Here is a 22,351-nt window from a genome sequence, read left to right as displayed (position 1 = left end):
TCTGTCAAGTTCCTGAGCGGAGATACAGATGAAACTGACGCGGCGTGATGCCTTGGCTTTCGCAATTTCCGCTTCGGCGATCATTCACAGTAGCAATGTTGTCCAGGCGGCGGAAGACAATCCGGATGAACCATCAATGAAACAGCCGACGCATTGCAATATCGTGACCGTACCCGACATGGTGCAGCTCGACATTACCGGTCCATTCGAAGTGCTTTCTCGCACGCCGGGATGGACCGTCGATCTTGTTGCGGCAACAATGGATCCCGTGCGAACAGACCGTGGACTTCGTTTAGTCCCGAATGTCACACGCGAGACCGCCAAAAAGAGCGATATTATTGTTATCCCTGGAGGCACGGGAATCGATACGGCGATGCTTGATCCCGGGTGGGTCGCATACGTCAAACGGGAAGCGGCCCACTCCCAATACATCTTTGGCGTTTGCACCGGCTCCTTGCTGCTTGGGGCGGCTGGTCTTCTGGTTGGCCGGCGATCTGGCGGGCATTGGCAGGCCCGCGACCTCCTTACAAATTTTAGCGCGACGGTCTCCAACGATCGAATGACCGTAGATGGCAATATCTACACGTCGGGTGGGGTAACGTCAGGCATCGATATGGCGCTCCGCGTAGTGGCCGACCTCGCTGGCGAAAAGATTGCTCGCAAGATCCAGCTTGCCATGGAGTACGATCCAGCGCCTCCGTTCACGGGAGGCACGCCTTATACTTCGCCACCGGAGATCGTGGCCGCCGTGTTGGCCGACTCAACCAAACGGCGCGCACTGCGCGAGACTCAAGTCGCGGAAGCAGCTGCGAACATGCGACATTCAAACTAACGCCTGCGCCGTATACGCTGACCAGCGCTAGATCGCTTACCGAACGCTCACTGTACATCGCGACGAGTAGGCGGCTCTTTCAACTCTATCGAGGCTATGCCGACCGCGACCTCCGCACCATCCGGCCCAATGTTTGGAATGCCACTCGGCTGAAAACGCGACGTCTGCTTTTGGTGATCTGCCCCCTTGAAGTCGTCCCCCTGAAGCATGTTTGGGCCATGGTTGGAGCTGCCCCGTTTTGTGGTCCAGATGCTAGGCAATTTCTCGGGTTGTTCGAGTTTGTCGTGCGAACTCGTTCGGCGTCAAGTTGCCGAGGGGGGCGTGAGGTCTGTCGTTGTTGTGGTGGCACTCCCATGCCCGACCTTTGACTTCAAGGGATTGACGACGAGAGAGCCGCCGCCGGCGGCAGCGCGATCTCAAAATGGCCGCACGTTTGCACCTTGGCTTATCTTCCCGACGAAGCCTCAACTAGGCCTTGTGATCACACAGGGCGCGAAGGCGCTCCGGCAAATTGAGGTAGATCCCCATATTAACGCAGGCGATGAGACCTTAAGATGCCCGCCTACCTGCCAATTTTCAAATCATAGACGTCGATGGAATCGCAATAAGAAAGTAGGAGCTTGATGCCGCCTTCCGGAGAAATTACGGGTGATATTGGTGCTCGAGCCCCATGGCTCAAGCTAACCCTGACCGTGATGCCGGCGGCATTTCTGATGAATATCGACAAACAGGTCATCGTCATTCTAGCCCCGATGATCCAGAAGGAGTTCGAACTCGATCTCGTCACGATCACCCAGATACTAGCCGTGGGTGCCTGGTCTTACGCGATGTTCCAAATCCCGGGAGCCTGGCTTGCCGCCCGCCTCGGACCATTGCTCACAATAGGGCTATGCGTCTCCGGCTGGTCGTTCGCCGTCCTAATAACGCCGTTCGCGATCGGTCCAATGAGTCTCATGTTTTTGAGGGCATCGATGGGCGTGCTGCAGGCACCGGACTGGTTGTCCAGCGTGATGATCCTCGAACGGGAAGTGCCGCTCCGGCTGCGCTCGCGCGGTAGCGCGGCGCTGCTGGGTGCCGCCTATTTCGGGGCCATCGTAAGCGGGCCTTTGACTGCTGTGATAGCCAGCGAATGGGGCTGGCGTGCATGCTTCCGGGTCTTCGGAATATGCGGAGTTTTCTTCGGCATTAGCCTGCTTGTATTTGCGGTCACCAACCTCCGGCGGCCTCAGGCCACACTGACGAGTCGCGATTGGAGCGGACTGCGACTGATCGAGACGATGAAGCAACCGCGCATCCATGCGCTCGCCACCGCCTACCTGCTATTCTCGGGCGTCCAGAGCTTTGTCTACGTCATGCTGCCGATCTACCTCGCACATGACCGCCACATCTCGCTTATCGAGACCGGCTGGCTCTCGTCCGCACCCTTCGTCGCGCTTTATCTCGCGGTTCTGACGGGCGGCATCCTCTCGGATGCGATTTTGAAGAGGACCAAGTCACTCTTTGTTGCGCGCGTTCCCGTGGGAGGCATCGCCATGATCGGCAGCGGGACCTGCTTCGCGATCGGCATGTCCATGAACGGTCTCATCACAATGATGTTGTTCACATGTGCCGGTATGGCATTCGTTGGGATCGGACAAGTCGTGTTGTGGTCGGCAGTTCAGGATGCAACATCTGGCGCAGGCGGATTCCCGACTGCGTGGGTGCAGGTCCTCGGCGGAGTCGGCCTCGGACTTGCTCCCCTAATCGCCGCCATCATGGTCGCAACATCCGGAGACTGGGGGATGGTTCGGTTCCTCCTGTTGGCATCGGGCATCGGGGCGGCTGCGTGCCTATGGGCGGTGCAGCCGCACCGACCGTTCATGACGGTCAGGCCGTGTCTGCAGACTGACCGCGCGGAAGTTAGCGAATCCAGCTAGGTTCTGTACTCAAACTCCTTGTTTACGGTGAGGTGGAGTGCTTCTCTTAACCACTTCCATCCAGCCAGCCGGCTTGGTCTCGATCAGGTTCGCCAACGCGTCGAGTCGGGGCAGCAGCCGGTCGTCAACCATCCGTACGGTCGCGACGTGCATCGCAGCCGGGAAGTCGCACGGTATCGGAATTGCGGGATGCGGTTCCTGGGTCGCGCCGACCCATCATGAGACCGCCGGCGGCTGGTACAGACGCGGAAACCCGCGGTAACCGACCTCCGGCACCGTTGCCACGGGATGCGAGCGATGGTGGTCGCGCAATACTCAGGGATGAACGAAAGCGATGCGAGTTAATCCGAGTGTCGATGTTGCATTTGCGTTCGGGCCGTTCAGGCTCATTCCAAGCCAACAGGTCTTGGTGCGGGAAAACCGTCCTCTGAAGCTCGGTGGCAGGGCGCTGGACATTTTGCACCTGCTGCTGATGCGGGCCGGAGAGGAGGTCAGCAAGAACGAGCTGATTGAGTTCGCCTGGCCTAACGTCTTCGTCGACGAATCTAATCTGAAGGTCCACATCAGTAGCTTGCGCCGGGCGCTCGAAGATACTCTTCCTCAAGCAACCTACATCGCGACAGTCGCAGGACACGGATACCAGTTTGTGGGGCGCCTCCAGACGGAACCCATCGAAATTGAGGGTTTCTCAGTTGACGATCCGCCGATTGTCTCCAGTCTGCCCGCGCCTTCCACACTCGTTGGCCGGCAGCGCGATGTAGAGGGTGTGGCCAGAGCACTAGACTTTACAAGCCTTGTGACTCTTGTCGGACCCGGCGGCGTGGGGAAGACCAGCCTCGCCATCGCGGTCGCCCACACAAGACATGACGAATTTCCTGACGGCGTTCACTTCGTGGATCTGTCCGCGACCAACGACTCCGCGCTCGTTCCAAATCTCTTGGCTACGGCTCTAGGCGTTCGCGGCCATCCGGCAGACTTGGTCTCGGCCGTAGTGCAACACCTGCAACACAGGCGCATATTGATTGTCTTGGACAATTGCGAACACGTACTGCACGCTGCCGCGACGATTGCGGCACGGCTCGTCGAGGCGAAGATCAGCAGCCGCTTACTCGCTACCAGCCGCGAGCCGCTTGGAGTCTCTAGCGAGAATCTACAGCACGTCGAGCCTCTTGCGTTCCCCGACCGGGCAAATGTGCAAAGCGCAACGGAAGCACTGGCCTATCCCTCGGTCAAACTCTTCGCGTTGCGCGCGTTTGAAACGGCTGACTACAAGTTGGTGGACCGCGACGCCCACACCGTTGCAAGCCTCTGCGAAGCGCTGGACGGCCTTCCGCTCGCGATCGAGATCGCGGCTGCGAAGCTCGATCGATTCTCTCCTGCAGCCCTCCTCGATTCCGTTGGCCGTCATCTCAGCGAACTCCGGAACGACGACCAAGCCACGCATTCACGACATCGGACGCTTTGGGCGATGTTGGACTGGAGCTACCAGCTACTCTCCGCCCAGGAGTCGACGATATTTCGACTGCTGTCAGTCTTCGCTGGTTCTTTCGAGTGGACCGACGTCGCCGGGATGGCTCGATTGGTGCAGTATGACCCTTATCAGACCACCGTGGCACTAGGCGGCCTCGTCGCCAAGTCCATGCTGTCGGCGGAGATCGATGGGGAGCAGCTACGTTACCGGTTACTGGAAAGCGCCCGTTGCTACGCGGCGGAGCGCTTGCTCCAGGATCCCTTTGCTCAAGACGCGCAGCGCCAACACGGGCAACTCGTGCTGGCCGCGTTCGAAAACTCCGAGGCCGAATGGGCCTGGGTCGACAATCGCATCTGGCGCGCGCGATACTGGGCGCGGACCGGTGACCTACGCAAGGCTCTTGACTGGTGCTTCAGCGACGAAGGCGATGTATCCCTTGGTGTCAACCTTGCGATCTCTGCGATCCGGCTTTGGAACGAGCAATCGTCCATCTACGAGCAACTATGTCAGGTCGACAGGGCGTTGAACCGCTGCGCGTCAACGGCGGTTGCGCCTTGGCAAAAAGCGACGCTCGCGATGTCTCGGGCATGGAGCATGACTCTTGCCCGGCAGCTCCACGCCGAAACGGACGAAGCTTGGAACTCCGCACTCAACTTCGCCGGACTCAGCGGCGACGTCGGTCGATACCTGTCCGCAATGTTCGGCCAGGCGGTCTTCTTCATCTACACGGGCCGGAACGAGCGGGCGGTCAGCCTCTTGGAAGATTTTGTCCTGATCGCCGCGAAAGTCGGTGACCAGGCATCGCTGCTCGACGCGGAGAGGTTGGGTGCTCTGGCAGAAATGCATCTCGGTAAATTGGCGGACGTGTGCGCCAAACTAGCGCGGCTCGCCGAGGACCTTGCCCACGGCATGCCCCCATCGAGGATCACGCGCTATCAGGAGGAGAGGTATGTCAGTATCCACAGCACGCTCGCATTTTCGACATGGCTGACCGGTCGACCCGCGCGTGCCCTTACAATGGCCGAGGAGATGGTGCTGAAGACGGGGCAGATCGGCCAGTTGATGGGCCAGTCGAACATCCTCGCGCTCGTCGCCATGCCGCTCGCGCTCTGGAGCGGCCAGATCGACGCCTTGGAGAGGTATTCTACCATCCTTCGGGGCAACCTCGACCGCGAGAATATTGCGCTCTGGGAGCCGGTGCACCGGTTCTACGCCTCCGTCGGTCGACACGCGCGGGGTGGCTTGAACGCAGTCGACGACATGCGGGCGGCGGTTGATGATCTTGTTCGCGACGGATTCCTGGTGCGCACTCCGATGTATCTCGGCGTGTTGGCCGAGGCCCTGCTAGGAATGGGCAGATCCGCCGACGCCGACGAAGCGGTAGAGCTCGCGTTCACGCTACAGCGCGAGTCAAAGGAGAACTGGTGCCTGCCGGAACTACTTCGGGTGAAGGCACAGACGATGGCGGCGCTTGGTGAGCGTGACCATGCCCGCGGCATGTTTGGTAGAGCGCGAGAAACCGCCCTGGCCATCGGCGCGCGATCCCTCGAGTTGCGGATCGTGAATGACATGGCGGAGATGGCAATCGACGAAGGGAATAAGGAGGCGGTCGAGATCCTCGTGTCTGTGTATGAGAGCTTCGAAGAAAGAGCTGCGACCGAGGACCTGAAGCGATCCGCTCGCCTGCTCACCGCCGCGGGCGCGAACCGTTTCTGATGCTGCTGCGAATGCACAGTTTACCGTCCGAAGGCGGCCGATAGGAGTCCACGAAGGCTGGTGCATAGCTCAACACCAGAGGCAACCCTTCCACGTAATGCCGCCGTCTTTGACCTCCGGAAATACCGCGTGATTGCGCACGTCAGAACGGTCGCTCCCGCCCAGACGTAAGCACCGCGGCACCCCCGCTACTCCCAAATTAAGCTGAACAGACGAAGCGTCCCCGCGCTGCAATTTCTCGCTCACGAAGAAATGGAGATACCTAAAAGTTTCGAGCAGGAAGCCGAGTTCGGACGGCATTGGCTAAACATTTCTGACAGGGCGCAGGAGCGTGCCGAGATTCCTGCCGATTGCTGTCGTTCAGCTGTTGCGAAGACGAACCAGTGGAACACGATCAGGCACGGATGGTGAGCAAAAAGGAACACTGCCTTTACCTCAATTTACCGAGGCCGCCCACATTAGTCTGATCTAAATGCAAGGATCGGAGTTGGTGAGATGGGAAGGCGCCATTTCACTAAGACCGCTGGCACAATCCCCCGTCGGTGACTGAGCCCTTTTGCACAGGCACGGTCGTTCCCTTCAAATGAGGAGATCACTATGCCGTTTGCACGTGTCGATCTAGTTAAAGGAAAAAGCGCCGAATATCGCGCCGCTGTGGCCAATGTCGTAGCGGACGGGATCGTCGGAGTTTTGAAGGCGCCGAAAGGCGACCGTTTCATCGTCGTCAGCGAGCATGAGCCCGATAATTTGATCTACGACCGCCACTTCCTCGGCAGTGAGCGATCATCTGACTTCGTCCTGATCCAGGTGACCAGCACGGTCGGGAATGACAAGGAATCCAAGCTTGCCTTCTTCCGGTACATCGCTGACGAACTTAAGAGCAGGCTCTCTATTCGCCCTGATGACGTCATGATCAACCTCGTATTCGTCGAGCGTTCGGACTGGTCATTTGGCAAAGGCGATCCTTGGACTTGATTGGCCATCGGTTCGAGAAAAGTCAGTTAGGCGGACTATCATCGGCGGTCTCATGGTTTTGCCTAGGTCGGCTGTGTTGGCCGAATAAACTCGGTCGGCGTAGACGCGTCGAGATGCAGAGCGCGCCGGTGCGGACGGTCGCCTTGTGATGCCGAGGCGATCGACTGAACTGTCCCGGAGGTGAGTAAGGGTGATTACAACGACGAGCTAAGCTCCACGGTCACTCAATGATTTCTCAACATACGGCTGGATTCTCCGGGAACTCTCTCTTCGAGCCGGTCATAGACGCACAGAGGTGATATCGATGAACGTTTTCATAATAGGCATCACTGGAGGGACAGGGTCTCGCGTTGCCGGGCTCCTTGCGAAACAAGGAGACTTGGTTTCCGGACTGTACCGCCGACCGGAACAGATTGCCGCCTTACACGCGGTTGGAGCTGACGGAACGCTCGGGGATGTGTCGACTATCTCTGAGCAGGAGCTGGCGTCTGCGGCTTCTGGATCAGACGTCATGGTGTTTGCCGCAGGTGCCGGAGCACATGACCAAGACAAGATGATCGATGCAGTTGACGGTGATGGAGTTCGCAAAGCGACCGCCGCTGCTCGCTCGGCGGGTATATCCCGGCTCCTCCTTGTTTCAGTATTTCCCGAAGCATGGCGAGAAAGAGATATGCCGAAAAGCTTCGAACACTACATGGCAGCTAAAAAGAGGGCAGACGTGGATCTTGTCCGTAGCGAACTCGACTGGGTAATTCTAAGGCCTTCTGCACTCACGAACGATCCCGGGACCGGAAGCGTTAGTCTGGGACTCGCTGAGATTCATGTGGATATTTCCCGAGACGACGTGGCTGCGACGATTGCAGCCCTCCTCCACTCGGTTGTGCGGAGGCGAATTCTTGAAGTGACCGCAGGCAGCACCCCGATTGGTAGCGCGGTCACGGCGTTACTGAACTAGGACGGGCTCGCCGAACATCGCGAGATCCAAACTCGCGTGACCGAGTTTGCAATCGCACAAGCGTCAAGTTTCAGGGAGAGCACATGAATTCGTCCAGCTTTTCGACCGTGAATCCCGCCACAGGAGAGCAGATTGAGACATTCTCCGTTTTTTCTCCCCTGGAAACAGAAGCCGTGCTCGCGCGCGCCGATAAAAGTTTCCAATCCTTTCGACGGGTGTCCGTTCATCAGCGTGCACAGTTCCTCTCCGACCTCGCAGCGACATTGAGGAAGCAGAAGGCCCAACTCGCGAAAGTGATTACAGCCGAGATGGGGAAAGTTTCGGCCGAAGCCGGAGCAGAGATTGAGAAGTGCGCCATGGAAGCGGATTGGTATGCCGAGCACGGACCGCAAATGTTTGCGGATGCACCCGCTCCAACGGGAAAGGTTGAAGCATACGTTTCGTATCTGCCGCTCGGCCCGATACTTGCGATCATGCCATGGAATCTTCCGATTTGGCAGTTGACCCGCATGGCCCTGCCGACGCTCCTGGCAGGAAACGTCGTCTTGATAAAGCACTCCACCAACACGCAGAGAAGTTCGCTCGAATTTGAGCGCGTGATGCGTGAAGCCGGCTTTCCCGAAGGGGTGTTTCAGAACCTAATTCTGAAGACGGAGGATATCGTCAACGTCATCAATGATCCGCGTGTTCAGGGAGCTTCCGTTACCGGGAGCGTGCGAGCCGGTTCTGCAGTCGCATCACAGGCCGGAAAAGTGATCAAGAAGACCATCATGGAGTTGGGTGGCTCTGATGCTTTTATCGTCTGTAAAGATGCCGACATACCCAAGGCCGTTGCGGCGGGCATCACGAGCCGCTTCAGCAATGCGGGTCAGGTCTGCCTTGCGGCAAAACGGTTCATCTTGGTCGAAGAAATAGCAGATGACTTTGAAAAGTTGTTTGTGGAAGCAGCAAAGGCGATCCGGGTTGGCGACCCGACAGATCCAGCAACCCAGATGGGACCAATGGCACGGATTGATCTCCGGGACTCTCTGCATAAACAGGTGGAAGGCAGCATTGCAAAGGGCGCACGGGCGTTGTGCGGGGGCAAACCTGCGGAAGGCAAAGGAGCCTTCTACACGCCCACGGTACTCAGCGGAGTGACGCAAGGTATGCCCGCCTTCGACGAAGAGACTTTCGGTCCCGTTGCCGCGATCACCCGCGTCCCGGACATCAACGCTGCCGTCGACGCGGCGAATGCAAGCGAGTTCGGTCTCAGCGGCAATATATGGACCAGGGACGTGGATGCGGCTCGCAAGATCGCGCGTGAGCTCTACACCGGTGGCGTGTTCATCAATGGCTTCACGGCGTCCAATCCCCGTGTCCCGGTCGGCGGGGTCAAGAATAGCGGGTATGGCCGGGAGCTCTCTCGTTTCGGAGCCCATGCTTTTGTCAATCCGCAAACGGTATGGATAGAGAATCTATAGGGAATATTCGCAGCTCGGATCACGAGACGAAAACGAAATGGAAGCAATAAGCGGCGCTCGCTGAGCGTGCGCGGAGAGGGATGTAAACATGAGCAAGGCTGCATTTATCGGACTGGGCGCGATGGGGTCGCACATGGCGGCTAATCTGCTCAAGGCGGGCCACGAGGTCACGGTGTGCGACCGGGCTTCGGACGCGGTCAAGAAGTTGGCCGATATCGGCGCGAAGACAGCGGCTTCCGCTCGGGAAGCGGCGGAAGGTAACGACTTCGTCCTTACGATGGTTCGTGATGATGAGATTTCGCGCAAGGTCTGGCTGGACGAAACGACCGGCGCACTAGCAGACATGAAGCCGGGGGCTGTCGCTATCGAGTGCTCTACGATAACCCCCGCGTGGGCTCGTGAACTTGGGAGCGCCATAAGCAATGCCGGCACCGCAATGTTGGAAGCGCCCGTATCCGGCAGCACCCCGCAGGCCGAGACTGCAAAGTTAGTATTTTTGGTCGGAGGCAGCGAAGAGACGCTCAAACACGCGGAGCCCCTGCTCAAGAGCATGAGTTCCAGCGTTCAGCATGCAGGGCCGGTGGGTGCTGGGGCACTGGCAAAGTTGATCACAAACGCGCTGATGGGCGTCCAGTTGACCGCCATTGCGGAGATGATTGGCATGCTCAAGAGGCAGGGCGTCGATCCCAAACAGGTGCTGGATGCCGTGGCAGCTACGCCGCTATGGAGCGCTCATCTGACCAGCGATACCGAATCCATGCTCAGCGGTAATTTTGAGTCGCATTTTCCAATCAAGTATCTCGCAAAGGACCTCGGCTACACGGTGAAGACCGCGGGTGGAGATGCATCTGTACCTACCGTCAGCGCAGTGCGGGGTGTGGTCCAGAAGGCTATCACCGAAAATCTTGGCGAACTCAATATGACCGCTGTCGTCAAGCTATTCGAAAAAGAATCCATCGTTTCAGTCTAATCCGCATCTCGCTACTGGAGACGGCGAGCCCTGTTCGCGACATTCATCCGCATAAAGGCCGGAAGGAACGAGTACGCGCCACAGAAACCGTACGCGGGCTGCGGAACCGCGGCCCCTTAGCAAGCAACGGAAAGCTCATCCCAACGGCCATTGAGTTCCTCAATGACACACGGAGAAATATAATGAAGGTCCTGTTCGTTCTCACATCGCACGATCAGTTGGGAAACACCGGGCGGAAAACCGGCTTCTGGCTCGAGGAATTGGCCGCGCCTTACTATGTGTTCAAGGATGCCGGTGCGGAGATCACACTCGCCTCGCCGAAGGGCGGCCAGCCGCCGCTCGATCCGAAGAGCAGCGAGCCGAATTTTCAGACGGATCACACACGGCGCTTCGAGTCCGATCCGGTGGCAAGCGCACTGCTCGCAAAGACCGTTAGGCTCGATTCCGTCCGCCATGAGGATTTCGACACAGTGTTTTATCCCGGCGGCCATGGTCCGCTATGGGATATTGCCGAGGACAAAGACTCTATCAGGCTGCTGGAGTCGTTTCTCGCCGCCGACAAGCCGGTGGCGCTGGTATGCCACGCTCCGGGCGCACTGCGCCACGTCAGGACGCCCGCTGGCCGTCCGCTCGTCGACGGTAAGCGCGTCACCGGCTTCACGAACAGCGAGGAGGAAGGAGTGGGCCTCACCAATATCGTGCCGTTCCTCGTCGAGGACGAACTCAAGGCCAAAGGTGGCAAGTTCGAAAGTAGCGAGGACTGGGGCGTTTTCATTGTGACCGATGGCTTGCTCACCACCGGTCAAAACCCCGCGTCATCTTATGCGGCCGCAGAGAGGCTGCTCGAGAAGGTGCAGCAGAAGACCGTGCCGAACCGCAAGTAGGCTCGGTGGGCGGCTCCGGACGAAATAAAGGCCTAGGTTCCGACCTACCAAGTGACAGGTAGAGTTTCCGCAATAACCAACAGGTAGGAGAACAGCTATGACCAAAGAGATCCTTTTTTCCGACGCGACCAAGCTGGCCGAGCTGATCCGCACCAAGGAGGTCTCGCCGGTCGAGGTCATGCAGGCGCACCTGGATCGCATCGCGGCGGTGAACCCAAAGATCAACGCAATCGTCACGCTCGCGGACGGGGCCCTCAAAGCCGCAAAGGCGGCGGAGGCAGCGGTATTGGCGGGCGACGCACTCGGCCCGCTGCACGGTGTCCCCTTTACGGTAAAGGACTCGATCGACACCGCTGATGTGGCGACCCAGCGCGGCTCGCCGATCTTCAAGGGGCGCGTTCCCGATGTCGACGCGACGAGCGTCGCGCGAATGAAGAAGGCAGGCGGCATCCTGCTGGCGAAGACCAACCTTCCCGAATTTTCCTACTGGATCGAGAGCGATAACCTGCTCACGGGCCGGTCGAACAACCCTTGGGACGTGACCCGCACTCCGGGCGGTTCGAGCGGCGGTGAATCGGCGGCGATCGCGGCGGGCATGTCGCCAATCGGTATCGGCACCGATCTCGCAATCTCCGTGCGCGGACCGGCCGCGCAAACCGGCATTACCTCAATGAAGGCGACCCATGGCCGCGTGCCCATGACCGGCATCTGGCCGCGCGTGCCGCGCCGCTTCTGGCATGTCGGGCCGATGGCGCGCTCGGTTCGCGACATCGCGCTCGCTTTCTCGCAACTGGTCGGGCCTGACGGCCAGGACGGATTTGCCACGAGCACCGTCGAGTTCGATGCCGGCATCGGCCGCTCACCCTACCGCCAGCTCCGGGTGGGCTGGATGGTCGGACCCGGCTTGGGGCCAGTCGATCCCGAGGTGGCGGCGATCGTCAAGGTCGCGGCCGAGGCGCTGAAGGACATCGGCGTATTTGTCGAGCAGGTGAGCATCCCGGCGCTGGAGCGCGATTTTCCCCTCGACGTGTTCAACCGCCTCCATGTGATGGAGATGAAGCCCGCGTTTGCCGAGGCAACGGCCGGCCATGAGGACGAAATGTACAAGATGGCCAAGACCATGCTCTCGCTGCCCGACACGTCGATGAAGGACTATATCGACGCCGAGCAGGCGGCCGAGCGGCTGCGCGACGGCTATGCCGACTACTTCTCGCGCTACGACGCGCTGATTACCCACGTGCTGCCGATCCCGGCCCACAAGCATGGCGTCGAGAAGTTCACCATCGACGGCCAGACCGTGGATGCCACCTACCTGCAGGGTGCGACTGTGCCGCTCAACGTCACCGGCTTGCCCGGCCTGGCGATGCGGTTCGGTACGAGCAAGGAAGGGCTGCCGATTAATGTGCAGGTCATCGCCAAGTGGCAGGCCGAGTCCACGATCCTGCACCTGGCTTCGCTGCTCGAAAGCGTCAGCACCGTGCGGAACCTGCATCCGAACCTCTGACGAAAATGAGGCCCCGACATCGTGCGACGCGTGGCGATGCCGGCGCTCCGCTCCGCCTAAGCGCGCCAGCGACACCGATCAATCATCAACCGGGCGAAATTCGGAGTTCCGAGATGGGTTCTAAAATCATCTATCCAGACGCCACCAAGCTGGCCGAACCGATCCGGAGCAACGAGGTCTCCGTCCAGGTCGTGCAAGCGCATCTGGCCCGCATCAGCGCCGTGGATTCGAAGATCAATGCGATTGTGTCGCTGGCAGCCGACGCGCTCGACGACGCAAAGGCGCCCGAGGCGGCGGTGCTGCGGAGTAATGGTCTAGGGCCGCGACACGTTGTCTCTTTTACGGTGAAGGACTCAATCGACACCGCGTGCGTGCCGACCCAGCGCGGCTCGCCGCGGTTGGCGGAGTCGACAATCTTGCACCTGGCTTCGTTACTGGAAGGGATGAGCCCGGGCCGAAATCCCTATCCGGACCTGTCCAGGCCCGATCGTCACGCTGCTGGGGGTTCCAACAGGAGCGTACGTTTATGATTCCCTATCTCTGCGTCGCCGCCGGCGGAGCCATCGGCAGTGTCGGCCGCTATTGGGTCGGGCTGGTCACCGACCGCGCGTTGGGCGAGCCGTTCCCCTGGGGCACGATCCTAATCAACATCGTCGGCAGCTTCATCATCGGATTCTTCTCGACACTCACGTTACCCAGAGGCCCGCTGCCGGGGAGCGCCGACCTACGTACCTTCATCATGGTCGGCTTGTGCGGGGGCTTCACCACATTTCTTCGTTCAGCCTGCAGACGCTGGCGTTGATGCGCGCCGGGGACTGGGTGGGTGCCATGGGCAACGTGCTGATCACCGTCGTGCTGTGCATCGTCGCGGTGGCGCTGGGCCATGTGCTCGCCACGCGCATCGGCCCAGAAGCGCGCACCGGCCTCGTCCTCGACCCGCAAATAGTCGCGCACGACCTCGAACTCGGGCGCGCGTTTCCACCATTCGCCGAAGTCGCGCTCGGGGCTGTCGGCGCGCTTCACCCGCCGGCGCCCCCCACGCGGAGCCGCGCGGCCCACTTCGGAAAGGCAAGCTCATCTCGACCGTCGTCCCGATCCACGCTGACGACAGCGATGGAGACGGAGGCAGGCGACCACCCGTTGCGAACGCCGGCCCGGTCCGCCGGCTTCCCTAACCAGCAACCCAACGATCTGGAGGACAACATGACACACGCAATTCGATTGAAGCAATCCGGAGGACCTCAGGTCCTCGAGCTAGAACAAATTGAACAGTCCGCCCCCGGTCCCGGCCAGGCCTGGATCGAACAGCACGCCATCGGCGTCAACTATCTCGATGTGACGCAACGCAACGGGGCCATCCCGATTCCTCTGCCGAACGGACTTGGACTGGAGGCGGCGGGGATCGTCGCCGCGGTTGGCCCCGACGTCGAGAATGTCGTGGCCGGTGATCGGGTCGCATATGCCCTTGGTCCCTTGGGCAGCTACGCGACGGGGCGGCTGTATCCCGCAAATCGCCTGGTGAAGCTTCCCGACACCATCAGTTTCGAGGCTGCGGCTGCCGTGGTGTTCAAGGGCATCACCGCTCAATACCTCATCAAGAGCACCTTTCCGGTCGGGCCGGGGACGGTCGTGTTGCTGTACGGAGCCGCAGGAGCGCTGGGACAGTTGCTCGTCCCCTGGGCGAAGCATCTCGGCGCATCAGTTGTCGGCGTGGTGTCGAAGGAAGCGAGCGTCGCGCGTGCGAAGGAGGCGGGATGTGAACACGTTCTGATCTGGAGCGACAACCTGCCGGCGGATGTGGCCCGGGTAACCAATGGTCACAAGGCCGACGTGATCTATGACGGCATCGGGCGCAAGACATTCGCGGCGTCTCTCGATAGCCTGCATCAGCGTGGCACGCTGGTCTCCATCGGGGCATCGTCGGGATCCCCTCCGCCGGTGGAAGTCGGCACGCTCAATGCGAAAGGTTCGCTGTTTCTGACGCGTCCGGGCCTTCCGGCACACGCGACCGATGTAGAGGAATATCGAAAGCGTGTCCTCGATGTATTCGACGCGGTCGAACGCGGCGTGATCCATCCTGCGATCTGGAAGACCTACGCCCTGTCTGATGTCGCCCAGGCGCATGAGGCACTTGAATCCGGAAAATCGGCCGGTGCGATCGTGCTGAAGCCGTAAATGAACCTTGCAATCGATGTTTTGCTCCACGCCGGCCGCAGCTCAAGCCGCTGCTCCGAATAGCAATTTGAGATGGGTGCATGTCTCCGCAACCAGAAAAAAGCAAGAACCCGCGCGTTGGCGCGCGTAATAGGGCCTTGGCTCGCCATCAAGCAATCTGCACTCGGCGGCGATTTTCTTCCAGATTGCTTACTCGCTCAAATGAGACAGAGCTAAGAGTTTCGGTTAAGGCGCGCATACCGCACTGTAAACTAAAGAAAACTGGCGCACCCGACACGATTCGAACGTGTGACCTTTGCCTTCGGAGGGCAACGCTAAGCGAACGCCTGAAAAAGCAATTTGAGATATGAAAACCCAGCAATCTCAATGGATTGCTGGGTTTTGTTTTTGAGATCGAACGCCCGCTCCAGCAAAATCAATGACTTGGTGTCGTAGGTTCAAATCACCCGCAACCAGTTGCGGAATGCGTGCGCGCATCGGGCGAACGGCGACGATCGCGCATTCCTTCGTGTCGAGGCGGAGTGTTTCGAAGATGTTTGGCCTCACGCATCGTTGTGCGCGCATTGCGCACGCCTCGGTGGAGAACCGGCCGTCAGTCGGATCCATGGCGGCCGTCGTCGTCCCCGGCCATGCGTCTGCTCTTGCAGAAGCTCGGATCGACAGCACTTGCCTGATAGTCGAGCGGTCCATCGACCTCATCCTTGTACTTCACGAGGACGTCAGGGCAGACGGCTTCTCTGGTCTCGAGATTGCCACCGCAACTCCAGCTGGCGGCGTCGTTGACGTTGCCGGTCCCCTTGTACTTCGCAGTCTGCGGATAGGGACACAGCGGCCGTGAGAGAGCCGGTGACAGGCTTTGACCAATCACCTGGTTCGGCGCGGCGCCTTTTTCGACCCAATTTACGAGGGCCGCGAAGTCGGCGCCGTTCTGCGGCCAGGGTCCGGTGGTGCCCAGACTGAAGATAGGCGCGCCGCAGTGACCGACGCCGGGCGCGTGGAACAGGCGGTAGAAGCTCTGCACGCCCTCGAAACCGGTGCGATCGCCCCGCCGCTGATAGCGCTCCGCCATCTGCCGGTAGTAGTTGATCACGCCACGTGGGTAGATGAACTGATCGTTCGCCCCGACGAAAGTAAGCATCTTTCCACCGCGCGCCCTGAAGGCGTCGAGTGGACCGAAGGTGTCGGTGACGTCCGCGATATTGCGCGAGCCGGCTTGCGCCACGTCAGGATAGGAAAGATCCTTGCCGCCGAGGTTAACCGTTGTCCACTTGGTCGACGGCGGAGCAAAGCTCGGATCGATCAGATTCCATTCGAACTGGGTGACGCCGAGCGCGAACGGGGTCGGCCCATCCAGGATGCTGAAGTCGCTGCCGCGATCCAACCCAAACCAGATGCGGTCGTGGTGCTTATTGCGCGGTCCGTCCCAGATATCGTCGACCGCGGTTGCCTCCTCCGGCGTCAGACAGGCCGGAGCCGCCGGCGCGCCGGGCTGTCCGCACACATTGGCTTTGGCGCTGAAATGGCAGGTTCGGGGATCGTCTATGATGCCGTCGGTCGCGCCATCATTCGCATCGCAGGCGGCGATCGCCGATTTCTGCACTGCAACGAGCTTGGCCGGAGGAATCGGGCCACTCGGGGATTCGCCGGCAAGATTGAACATGGCGAGCTGTCCCCACATCTGCGCGGTCTGGAAACGGGTCCAGTACATCGCGGGCGCGCTTGCGAGAACGCCGTCGAGCTGACTACCGAGTTCCTGGGCCAGGAGATATCCTTGGCGGCCACCCGTGGAGCAGCCGTTCCAGTAACTATAGCTCGGCGGCTTGCTGTAGTAGGATGTCGCGATGCGTTTCGACCAGAGGATCTGCTGCTTGATGCCGACGCGGAAGAAGTCCTGAATGAATTCGAGATTGAAGGTGTGATTTGTGTTCACGCCTGGCGTGCAATCGCCGCCGCTGTGGCCACCATCTGTGCCCGATCCGACGTAGCCCGCGTTCACAGCTGCATCAACATTGAGATTTCCCGAGCAGCCTCCGCCACCGAGCCCCTCGGTTCGGCCGTTCCATGCGCCTTCGATGCCGCCCGCCCCGCCGTCAGCCGTGCTTAGTGGCAAGCCGACGGCGATCGTGATGTTCTGGTTCGGATTGGTGCCATAGACCAGCGTCACGTTGCAGTACTGCTTGTTGGCTGGCGCCGCGGTGGTCTTGATGGTGCTGGTCACCGACTTGATCGCGGGATTGCCCTTCAGTTCAAACCGCGGGTCGGTGGAAAGACTTGCGCATGACGGCGCAGCGTTGGCCTCTGCATGATCCGGCAGTGAGCTGGCTCCTGCGGCGGGCGTGATGATCGGTATGCATAGACACAGCGTAGCTGCTAGACGCTTCATGAAGGTCCTCCCCGATTTGCTCGTGATTTTCTACAACTGGTAGCATCACGGCGCGGAGGGCCTTAGAACAAGAGCGTCGCCGGATGGAACAAAACCATTCGACGACCGCAATTTTTTCGTTGGAAGCGTGCTGCGGACCCTTGGGTGCGATCAGGGCGCCCGCGCGTGGGGACCGCTAGGCCTTGCGGCGGCCGATCGACGCGGAGAGCTACCTTGCGGACCCGGCTCGTGCCAGGCGGGCCGTTTCTGAAGGGGCCGTGCCGTAAGCTGCACGATATCTGGCAGCAAAATGCCCCATGTGGGTGAACCCCCACTTCAGCGCCACGTCCTTGATCGATAGCGCATTCAGCGGCGACGACAATTCCGCCTGCACCGCCTCGATCCGTATTTCTCGCAAATAGGCGAGCGGCGTTACACTTCGATATCGGCGGAATCCATATTGCAGCGATCGGATGCTTATACCGACAGCGCCCGCTATCTCGCTCAAAGTCAGCGGCTGGTGCATGTTGGCGCGCATGAAATCGATCGCGTCCATGATCTGGTGCGGTGCGGCGTTCGTCGTGTCGCGAAGCAGGCGATCGCCGAGGCAATGGGGAAAGCCCAGCAGAACCAATCGCAAAATGGATTCGCCGAGCAATGCCATGGATTTGTCGGATCGTAACAAGGTGTCGCGCATCCCAGATCCGACCGCTTCGCTGAGCATCCTCAGCATCCGCCCTGCCGGACCGGCGAGTCCGAGTTGCGGACTCAGCTCGATGTTTCGCAGTGCCACGCCTTCGAAGCTGGCGGACAGTGTCTTCTGCACGAGAGCCATGTCGAATTCGAGCGTGACGTGTCCATGGCCACCCCGGCCGGCATAGGAGATCGAGCTCACGTCCGGCACGCTCAGCGCGAGCGCGGAGTCGCGGTCGATCACGATCGTCCGGTTTCGAATTTTGGCATGCACGGTGCCAGCGCTCGGTAGGACGAGGCCGAGTCTCTCCTTTTGCTGCGGGAATCGGCACGTCCAGTCGATCTCTGACCCGACCTCCCACCAAGAGAAGCCGCTTGTTGCAGCAAAGGTGCCGCTCCAGCGAAATGCGCTCTGGCCGCTGTCGAGGTCGATCCGCGCGTGCGGTGCGAGCTGGTTGAACGTGCTCAGAAACTTCTCGAAGCTCTCGTTACGGCTGCTGAGGTCGGTAAACATGAGGTCACGTCGGTTCAGGAAGGAGTCATGCCAGTTTAAATCAATCCCAAACGCGCAATCCTGTCCAGTCGGCGCAAACATTCGACAGTATATATTCCGGCCCCAATCGCGTGGGTCTAGGATCGTCGGTCAGTCGCTCGTGCCAGGGGAGCCGTTCGATGGACCTGCCGCTATTTCACCTCTACGGCGACCCGCCTGATCCACGCGCGTTCAACTTCGTCCACGCCGAGACGATCGCATCGCGTTGTTCGCTTCACGATTGGAGGATCGGCGTGCATCGCCACGCCAACTTGCTGCAGATCCTGGTGATCGAGGGGGGCAGCGGCGAGATACAATACGAAACGTCGAGCGCGATCTTTTCTGCTCCCGCCATCATCGTGGTTCCGCCAACTGCGGCTCACGGATTTCGGTTTCAGGAGTCGACGACCGGGTGGGTGGTGACTTTCACCGAGGATATCGCCAGAGCGTTCGGCGACCCGTTGGGCGAGACGATTGCTCCTCTCAAGCGTTTGACGACCGGGCCCGTGGTTTCGGTCGGGGACGCCAGGGAAATTGTACGTCTATCCGAATTGTGCGGTTACCTGAGCGAAGAGCGCTTTCTATCTCGTGAGGGCTTCCGACTTGCGATGATTAGCTATCTTGCTCTGATCGCAGTCGAGGTCAGGCGCCTGATCGTGAATCGCGACCTAACGACGGCGTGCCACGACGATGCGGTAATCGACGAGCTGTTCAAACTGATCGAGACCAACTTTCGTAGCCACCGGCTGCTAACCTTCTACGCCGGGAAGCTTGCGATGTCATCCGATCGTCTCAACAAGCACGTCAAGCGATTGAGGGGCGTGACGGCCGGCCAGTTGATCAGGCAGCGGGTGTTGACCGAAGCCAAGCGAAGGCTTGCATTCTCAGATCAACCGATCGGCGAGATCGCATATGATCTCGCATATGCCGATCCGTCCCATTTCGTACGCTGTTTCCGCAGGGATACGGGAGTGACTCCGCGAGCTTTTCGCGAGAAAGCCGATCGGATGATCTAGTCTCGCAGAGGCAAGTGGGGCGAGGCCCACGATGCGTTCGGCCTCGCTCGTTTGAGATCGGCGTGGGTTCGATCGTTACTGTCGTGCTTCGACGCTTTTCATGACGAAGCCTCGTTCTCATCAACCTCGGCCTGGATATCCACAGCCAGGCGCCCCTCGCCATCGAAGGCTCGTAACGTCCATTTCCCGCCTTGCCGATCGGCTCCGAGCAGGATCGGCCGGCCACAATACAGGGGCGCCACATGCTTCGATGTCATCTCACGGAGGCGCCCGCCTAGCTCGGTTCTGAGCAATTCCGTCATGAGAAGCGTGACGAGTCCGCCATTGACGACGAGGTCGGGAAAGCCCTCTCGTTCGCGAGCAAACTCCCGATCAAGATGTATGCGGTGGGAATTGAAGCCTAGCGCCGAGTAGTGAAATAGCAATGTCTCGTCGGGAATCACGCGCTTGAGCGTTGCGGGCAGCTCCGCTGGGGCAGATACTACTTCGTTCTTGGTCGCGCGTCCGGCGCTCATAAGGATGTAGGTTTGCGCCTCCGTCAGCACTGGGTGCGGCGCAGCCGCGTCGTAAAGTGAGTGGGCGAGCGTCACGATGGCTATCGGACCATTCGCCGTTTCCCTATGCGACAATTTGTGGACAAAGCTCTCCCGACGAAAGGTGCTGCCTATCCGGATGTCTCCGTTGTAGCGCACGCTTCGGCCACCTAGCATGAGCCTGGGCAGGCCCAGATCCGGCAGGGGGACGCCAAGGCCCGGAAAACCGTCGTCGCGAAGCGCCGAGCGCCTCGTATCGGCACCAAGCAGGATGAATTGCCAACCGCGAGGCAATACGTCGCGCTCGGTCCATTTGTCCGGGTCGAGATCAAGCATGGCGGCAACGCGCCGAACGGTGGCGAGGCTGCATGCCTCCTGCCGCACGACTCGATGCTCGTTTCCATCGGCTCGGTCCATCTCTTCATCCCCTGCCGAACAGCGTTATGGTTTGTACGCAATGACTACGCCGGTTCACCCGGTGGCGTCGGTCAACTGCTATTCGCTGCGGTCGAGCTCGAAGTTGCGGGTTTCGGGGCTGGCCAGCAAGGCAATCAGGGACATTACGATGAGTGCGAGGCACATCACGGTAAGAACCCAGACCTGTCCTCCAGATGATTGCATCAACCAAGCGGCGACGAACGGAGCCGGACCGGAAAATGCTAAGTTGGCAGTTGTGTAAGCCAAGGCAGAGCCGGTATAGCGCACGGACGTGGGAAATGGCTCGGCAAAGAAGGCTGGCAATATGCCGCTCTGCGCCTGGATGCTTCCGATGAAGATAGACATCGCGAGGAAGATCAGAAACACGTTGCCGGTCCCGAGTAGCGGGAAATAAATCAGTGCGATCACGAGCATAATGATCGAGGCAACGATGGACGGTGGTTTACGACCGAAGTGATCGCTCGCCGCGCCTCCGATAGCGGTGGTGATGACAGCAACGAGATTGGCCCCCATGAGGCACAGGAACGCCGTTTGGTTTGACACGCCGACCGTCTTCGTCACGTAGCCGAGCGAAAAGACTGTGACGACGTAGAAGCAGGCAGATGGCGCTGCCCAAAAGAGCGTCAAGCGAAGGACCGTGCCTCCGTGAGTCCGGAGTACGGCGAGCGGTGAAGTCTGTCGCGGGCCGTCGTTCTCATGTGCCTTCATGTGTTCGAATGCCGGTGTCTCCTCGACCTTAAGGCGGATATAGACTCCCAGCATGACGAGCAGCAGGCTCATCAGAAATGGAATGCGCCAGCCGAAACTCATGAATTGCTCGGGCGTTATCGTTGCCGCGATCAGGAACAGCAGCAAGTTGGCCAAGACCTGGCTCACCGGCGCGCCCATGTTGATGAAGGAGCCGAACAGACCGCGTTGATTGGCAGGGGCGTGCTCCATGGTCAAGAGCTGGGCGCCGGTCGCCTCTCCACCCAATGCGAAACCCTGCATAAACCGTAGCGCGACCAGCAATGCGGGTGCCCACAAGCCGATACTGGCATAGGTCGGAAGGCAACCTATCAGAAATGAAGCGAGGCCCATCAGGATCAAGGTGAACAGGAGGACGCTCTTGCGTCCCAGCCGATCCCCAAGGACGCCGAGCACTAGGCCGCCCGCCGGACGGGCGAAGAAGCCGACGCCGAAAGTGGCGAAGGAGGCCAAGATGGCGGTGCCCGGATCCATCGTTGGAAAGAACTGCGCGGGAAGCACGGTCGCCGCGACCGCACCATATGCGGTGAAGTCCAGCCATTCGAGAGCAGAACCCAGCGCACTGCTGATTGCCGCTCTCCTGGCCACCGCTGAGAACCCTGATGATTTCGCGGTTTTCACGTCCGCAAAACCATGCTCGAGCGCCGACATTGCTTGATTCCTCTCTGATTTTTTTCGGGGGACGCGCAACCGACGATCGAGCGCGCGGTCGTGGCCGGTTACGACTTGGCCGTTCCGACCTGATGTACTTCGACGATGTTGCCTTCGGGGTCGTGGAAGAAAATCTGGTTCCATCCTTCGATAGCCCATGCCCCAAAGTCCGCATAAGGCACGCCGTGCTCGGTCAGACGGCGCTTGATGCCCTCGATGTCATCCGTCCGAAATGCGATGTGACCTCGCTCGAGCGGGTTGATTGCCTGCTTGGTCCGGAACGCCACGTTCAAGTCGAGCGTGGACAGATGCATTTCGCTCGTGCCATCGGTCAGGAAGGCGACCCGTCCGCCGTATCCTTGATTTTTGATCTGCTTCTGATTGCCGGTGTAGGCGTTGCTTTCTGACAGCTCGAGCACATCCTTGTAGAAATTCTCGAGATCGGTTGGGTCTTTGGCGCAGAAGTTGATGTGGTGAAAGTGCGTCGCCATGGGGGTTCTCCGTTGATGGGGACTTCG

19 protein-coding genes are annotated in these 22,351 nt (G+C 59.8%); 13 read left to right on the top strand and 6 right to left on the bottom strand.

The annotated features are described in order from the left end of the window. The first annotated feature begins 28 nt into the window (after positions 1-28). From UP06_RS01230 to UP06_RS01170, 12 genes are all read left to right on the top strand, one after another. Positions 29-832, top strand: a complete 804-nt coding sequence (locus UP06_RS01230) for a DJ-1/PfpI family protein (RefSeq protein WP_197087097.1) — start codon at positions 29-31, stop codon at positions 830-832. A 623-nt stretch (positions 833-1,455) separates the two neighbouring features. Next, positions 1,456-2,748, top strand: coding sequence for an MFS transporter (locus UP06_RS01225; protein ID WP_044999866.1), 1,293 nt, complete (start codon positions 1,456-1,458; stop codon positions 2,746-2,748). Positions 2,749-3,082: 334 nt separating this feature from the next. Then, positions 3,083-5,935, top strand: a complete 2,853-nt coding sequence (locus tag UP06_RS01220) for an ATP-binding protein (RefSeq protein ID WP_044999865.1) — start codon at positions 3,083-3,085, stop codon at positions 5,933-5,935. Between the two features lie 597 nt (positions 5,936-6,532). Then, positions 6,533-6,910: a tautomerase family protein gene (locus UP06_RS01210; RefSeq protein ID WP_044999863.1), complete on the top strand. Its 378-nt coding sequence runs from the start codon at positions 6,533-6,535 to the stop codon at positions 6,908-6,910. A 304-nt stretch (positions 6,911-7,214) separates the two neighbouring features. After that, positions 7,215-7,865, top strand: a complete 651-nt coding sequence (locus UP06_RS01205; protein WP_044999862.1) for an NAD(P)H-binding protein — start codon at positions 7,215-7,217, stop codon at positions 7,863-7,865. Between the two features lie 83 nt (positions 7,866-7,948). Further along, entirely contained in the window at positions 7,949-9,328 is a 1,380-nt protein-coding gene (locus UP06_RS01200) for an NAD-dependent succinate-semialdehyde dehydrogenase (protein ID WP_044999861.1), read from the top strand. 88 nt (positions 9,329-9,416) lie between these two features. Continuing rightward, positions 9,417-10,298 carry an NAD(P)-dependent oxidoreductase gene (locus tag UP06_RS01195; protein ID WP_044999860.1) on the top strand — a complete coding sequence of 294 codons (882 nt, stop codon included), beginning with the start codon at positions 9,417-9,419 and terminating at the stop codon, positions 10,296-10,298. A 182-nt stretch (positions 10,299-10,480) separates the two neighbouring features. After that, the gene (locus UP06_RS01190) at positions 10,481-11,182 is read left to right on the top strand and encodes a type 1 glutamine amidotransferase domain-containing protein (protein ID WP_044999858.1); all 702 of its coding nucleotides are present in this window, start codon (positions 10,481-10,483) and stop codon (positions 11,180-11,182) included. Between the two features lie 97 nt (positions 11,183-11,279). Further along, positions 11,280-12,686 carry an amidase gene (locus tag UP06_RS01185; RefSeq protein WP_044999857.1) on the top strand — a complete coding sequence of 469 codons (1,407 nt, stop codon included), beginning with the start codon at positions 11,280-11,282 and terminating at the stop codon, positions 12,684-12,686. Positions 12,687-12,799: 113 nt separating this feature from the next. Continuing rightward, positions 12,800-13,216 (top strand): amidase family protein, encoded by a 417-nt coding sequence (locus UP06_RS01180; RefSeq protein WP_044999856.1) that lies wholly within the window; start codon positions 12,800-12,802, stop codon positions 13,214-13,216. Next, entirely contained in the window at positions 13,213-13,488 is a 276-nt protein-coding gene (locus UP06_RS01175) for a CrcB family protein (RefSeq protein ID WP_063778850.1), read from the top strand. Before UP06_RS01180 ends, UP06_RS01175 begins: the two co-directional genes overlap by 4 nt. A 26-nt stretch (positions 13,489-13,514) precedes the next feature. Further along, positions 13,515-14,861: a quinone oxidoreductase family protein gene (locus tag UP06_RS01170; RefSeq protein WP_502691507.1), complete on the top strand. Its 1,347-nt coding sequence runs from the start codon at positions 13,515-13,517 to the stop codon at positions 14,859-14,861. 363 nt (positions 14,862-15,224) lie between these two features. Here UP06_RS01170 and UP06_RS40530 read toward each other — a convergent pair whose 3' ends face one another. The 3 genes from UP06_RS40530 to UP06_RS39180 form a co-directional block, all read right to left on the bottom strand. Then, entirely contained in the window at positions 15,225-15,467 is a 243-nt protein-coding gene (locus UP06_RS40530) for a hypothetical protein (RefSeq protein WP_156162696.1), read from the bottom strand. Then, positions 15,454-17,244, bottom strand: a complete 1,791-nt coding sequence (locus UP06_RS01165; RefSeq protein ID WP_044999854.1) for a tannase/feruloyl esterase family alpha/beta hydrolase — start codon at positions 17,242-17,244, stop codon at positions 15,454-15,456. The genes UP06_RS40530 and UP06_RS01165 overlap by 14 nt, the downstream gene beginning before the upstream one ends. A 208-nt stretch (positions 17,245-17,452) precedes the next feature. Continuing rightward, entirely contained in the window at positions 17,453-18,430 is a 978-nt protein-coding gene (locus UP06_RS39180; RefSeq protein ID WP_050031523.1) for a helix-turn-helix transcriptional regulator, read from the bottom strand. A gap of 158 nt (positions 18,431-18,588) precedes the next feature. Between UP06_RS39180 and UP06_RS01155 the strand changes: the two genes are divergently transcribed. Next, positions 18,589-19,464 carry a helix-turn-helix domain-containing protein gene (locus UP06_RS01155; protein ID WP_044999853.1) on the top strand — a complete coding sequence of 292 codons (876 nt, stop codon included), beginning with the start codon at positions 18,589-18,591 and terminating at the stop codon, positions 19,462-19,464. Between the two features lie 98 nt (positions 19,465-19,562). Here UP06_RS01155 and UP06_RS01150 read toward each other — a convergent pair whose 3' ends face one another. The 3 genes from UP06_RS01150 to UP06_RS01140 form a co-directional block, all read right to left on the bottom strand. Beyond that, complete coding sequence (locus UP06_RS01150) at positions 19,563-20,414, bottom strand: HTD2 family dehydratase (RefSeq protein ID WP_044999852.1); 852 nt, start codon at positions 20,412-20,414, stop codon at positions 19,563-19,565. Between the two features lie 78 nt (positions 20,415-20,492). After that, positions 20,493-21,833 (bottom strand): MFS transporter, encoded by a 1,341-nt coding sequence (locus UP06_RS01145; protein WP_044999851.1) that lies wholly within the window; start codon positions 21,831-21,833, stop codon positions 20,493-20,495. A gap of 68 nt (positions 21,834-21,901) precedes the next feature. After that, positions 21,902-22,324, bottom strand: coding sequence for a VOC family protein (locus tag UP06_RS01140; protein WP_044999850.1), 423 nt, complete (start codon positions 22,322-22,324; stop codon positions 21,902-21,904). Between the last annotated feature and the right edge of the window lie 27 nt (positions 22,325-22,351).

This window comes from Bradyrhizobium sp. LTSP857 (assembly GCF_000938285.1).
In the GTDB taxonomy this organism is placed as follows: Bacteria; Pseudomonadota; Alphaproteobacteria; order Rhizobiales; family Xanthobacteraceae; genus Bradyrhizobium.
This window is presented reverse-complemented; position numbering and strand designations above follow the sequence as displayed.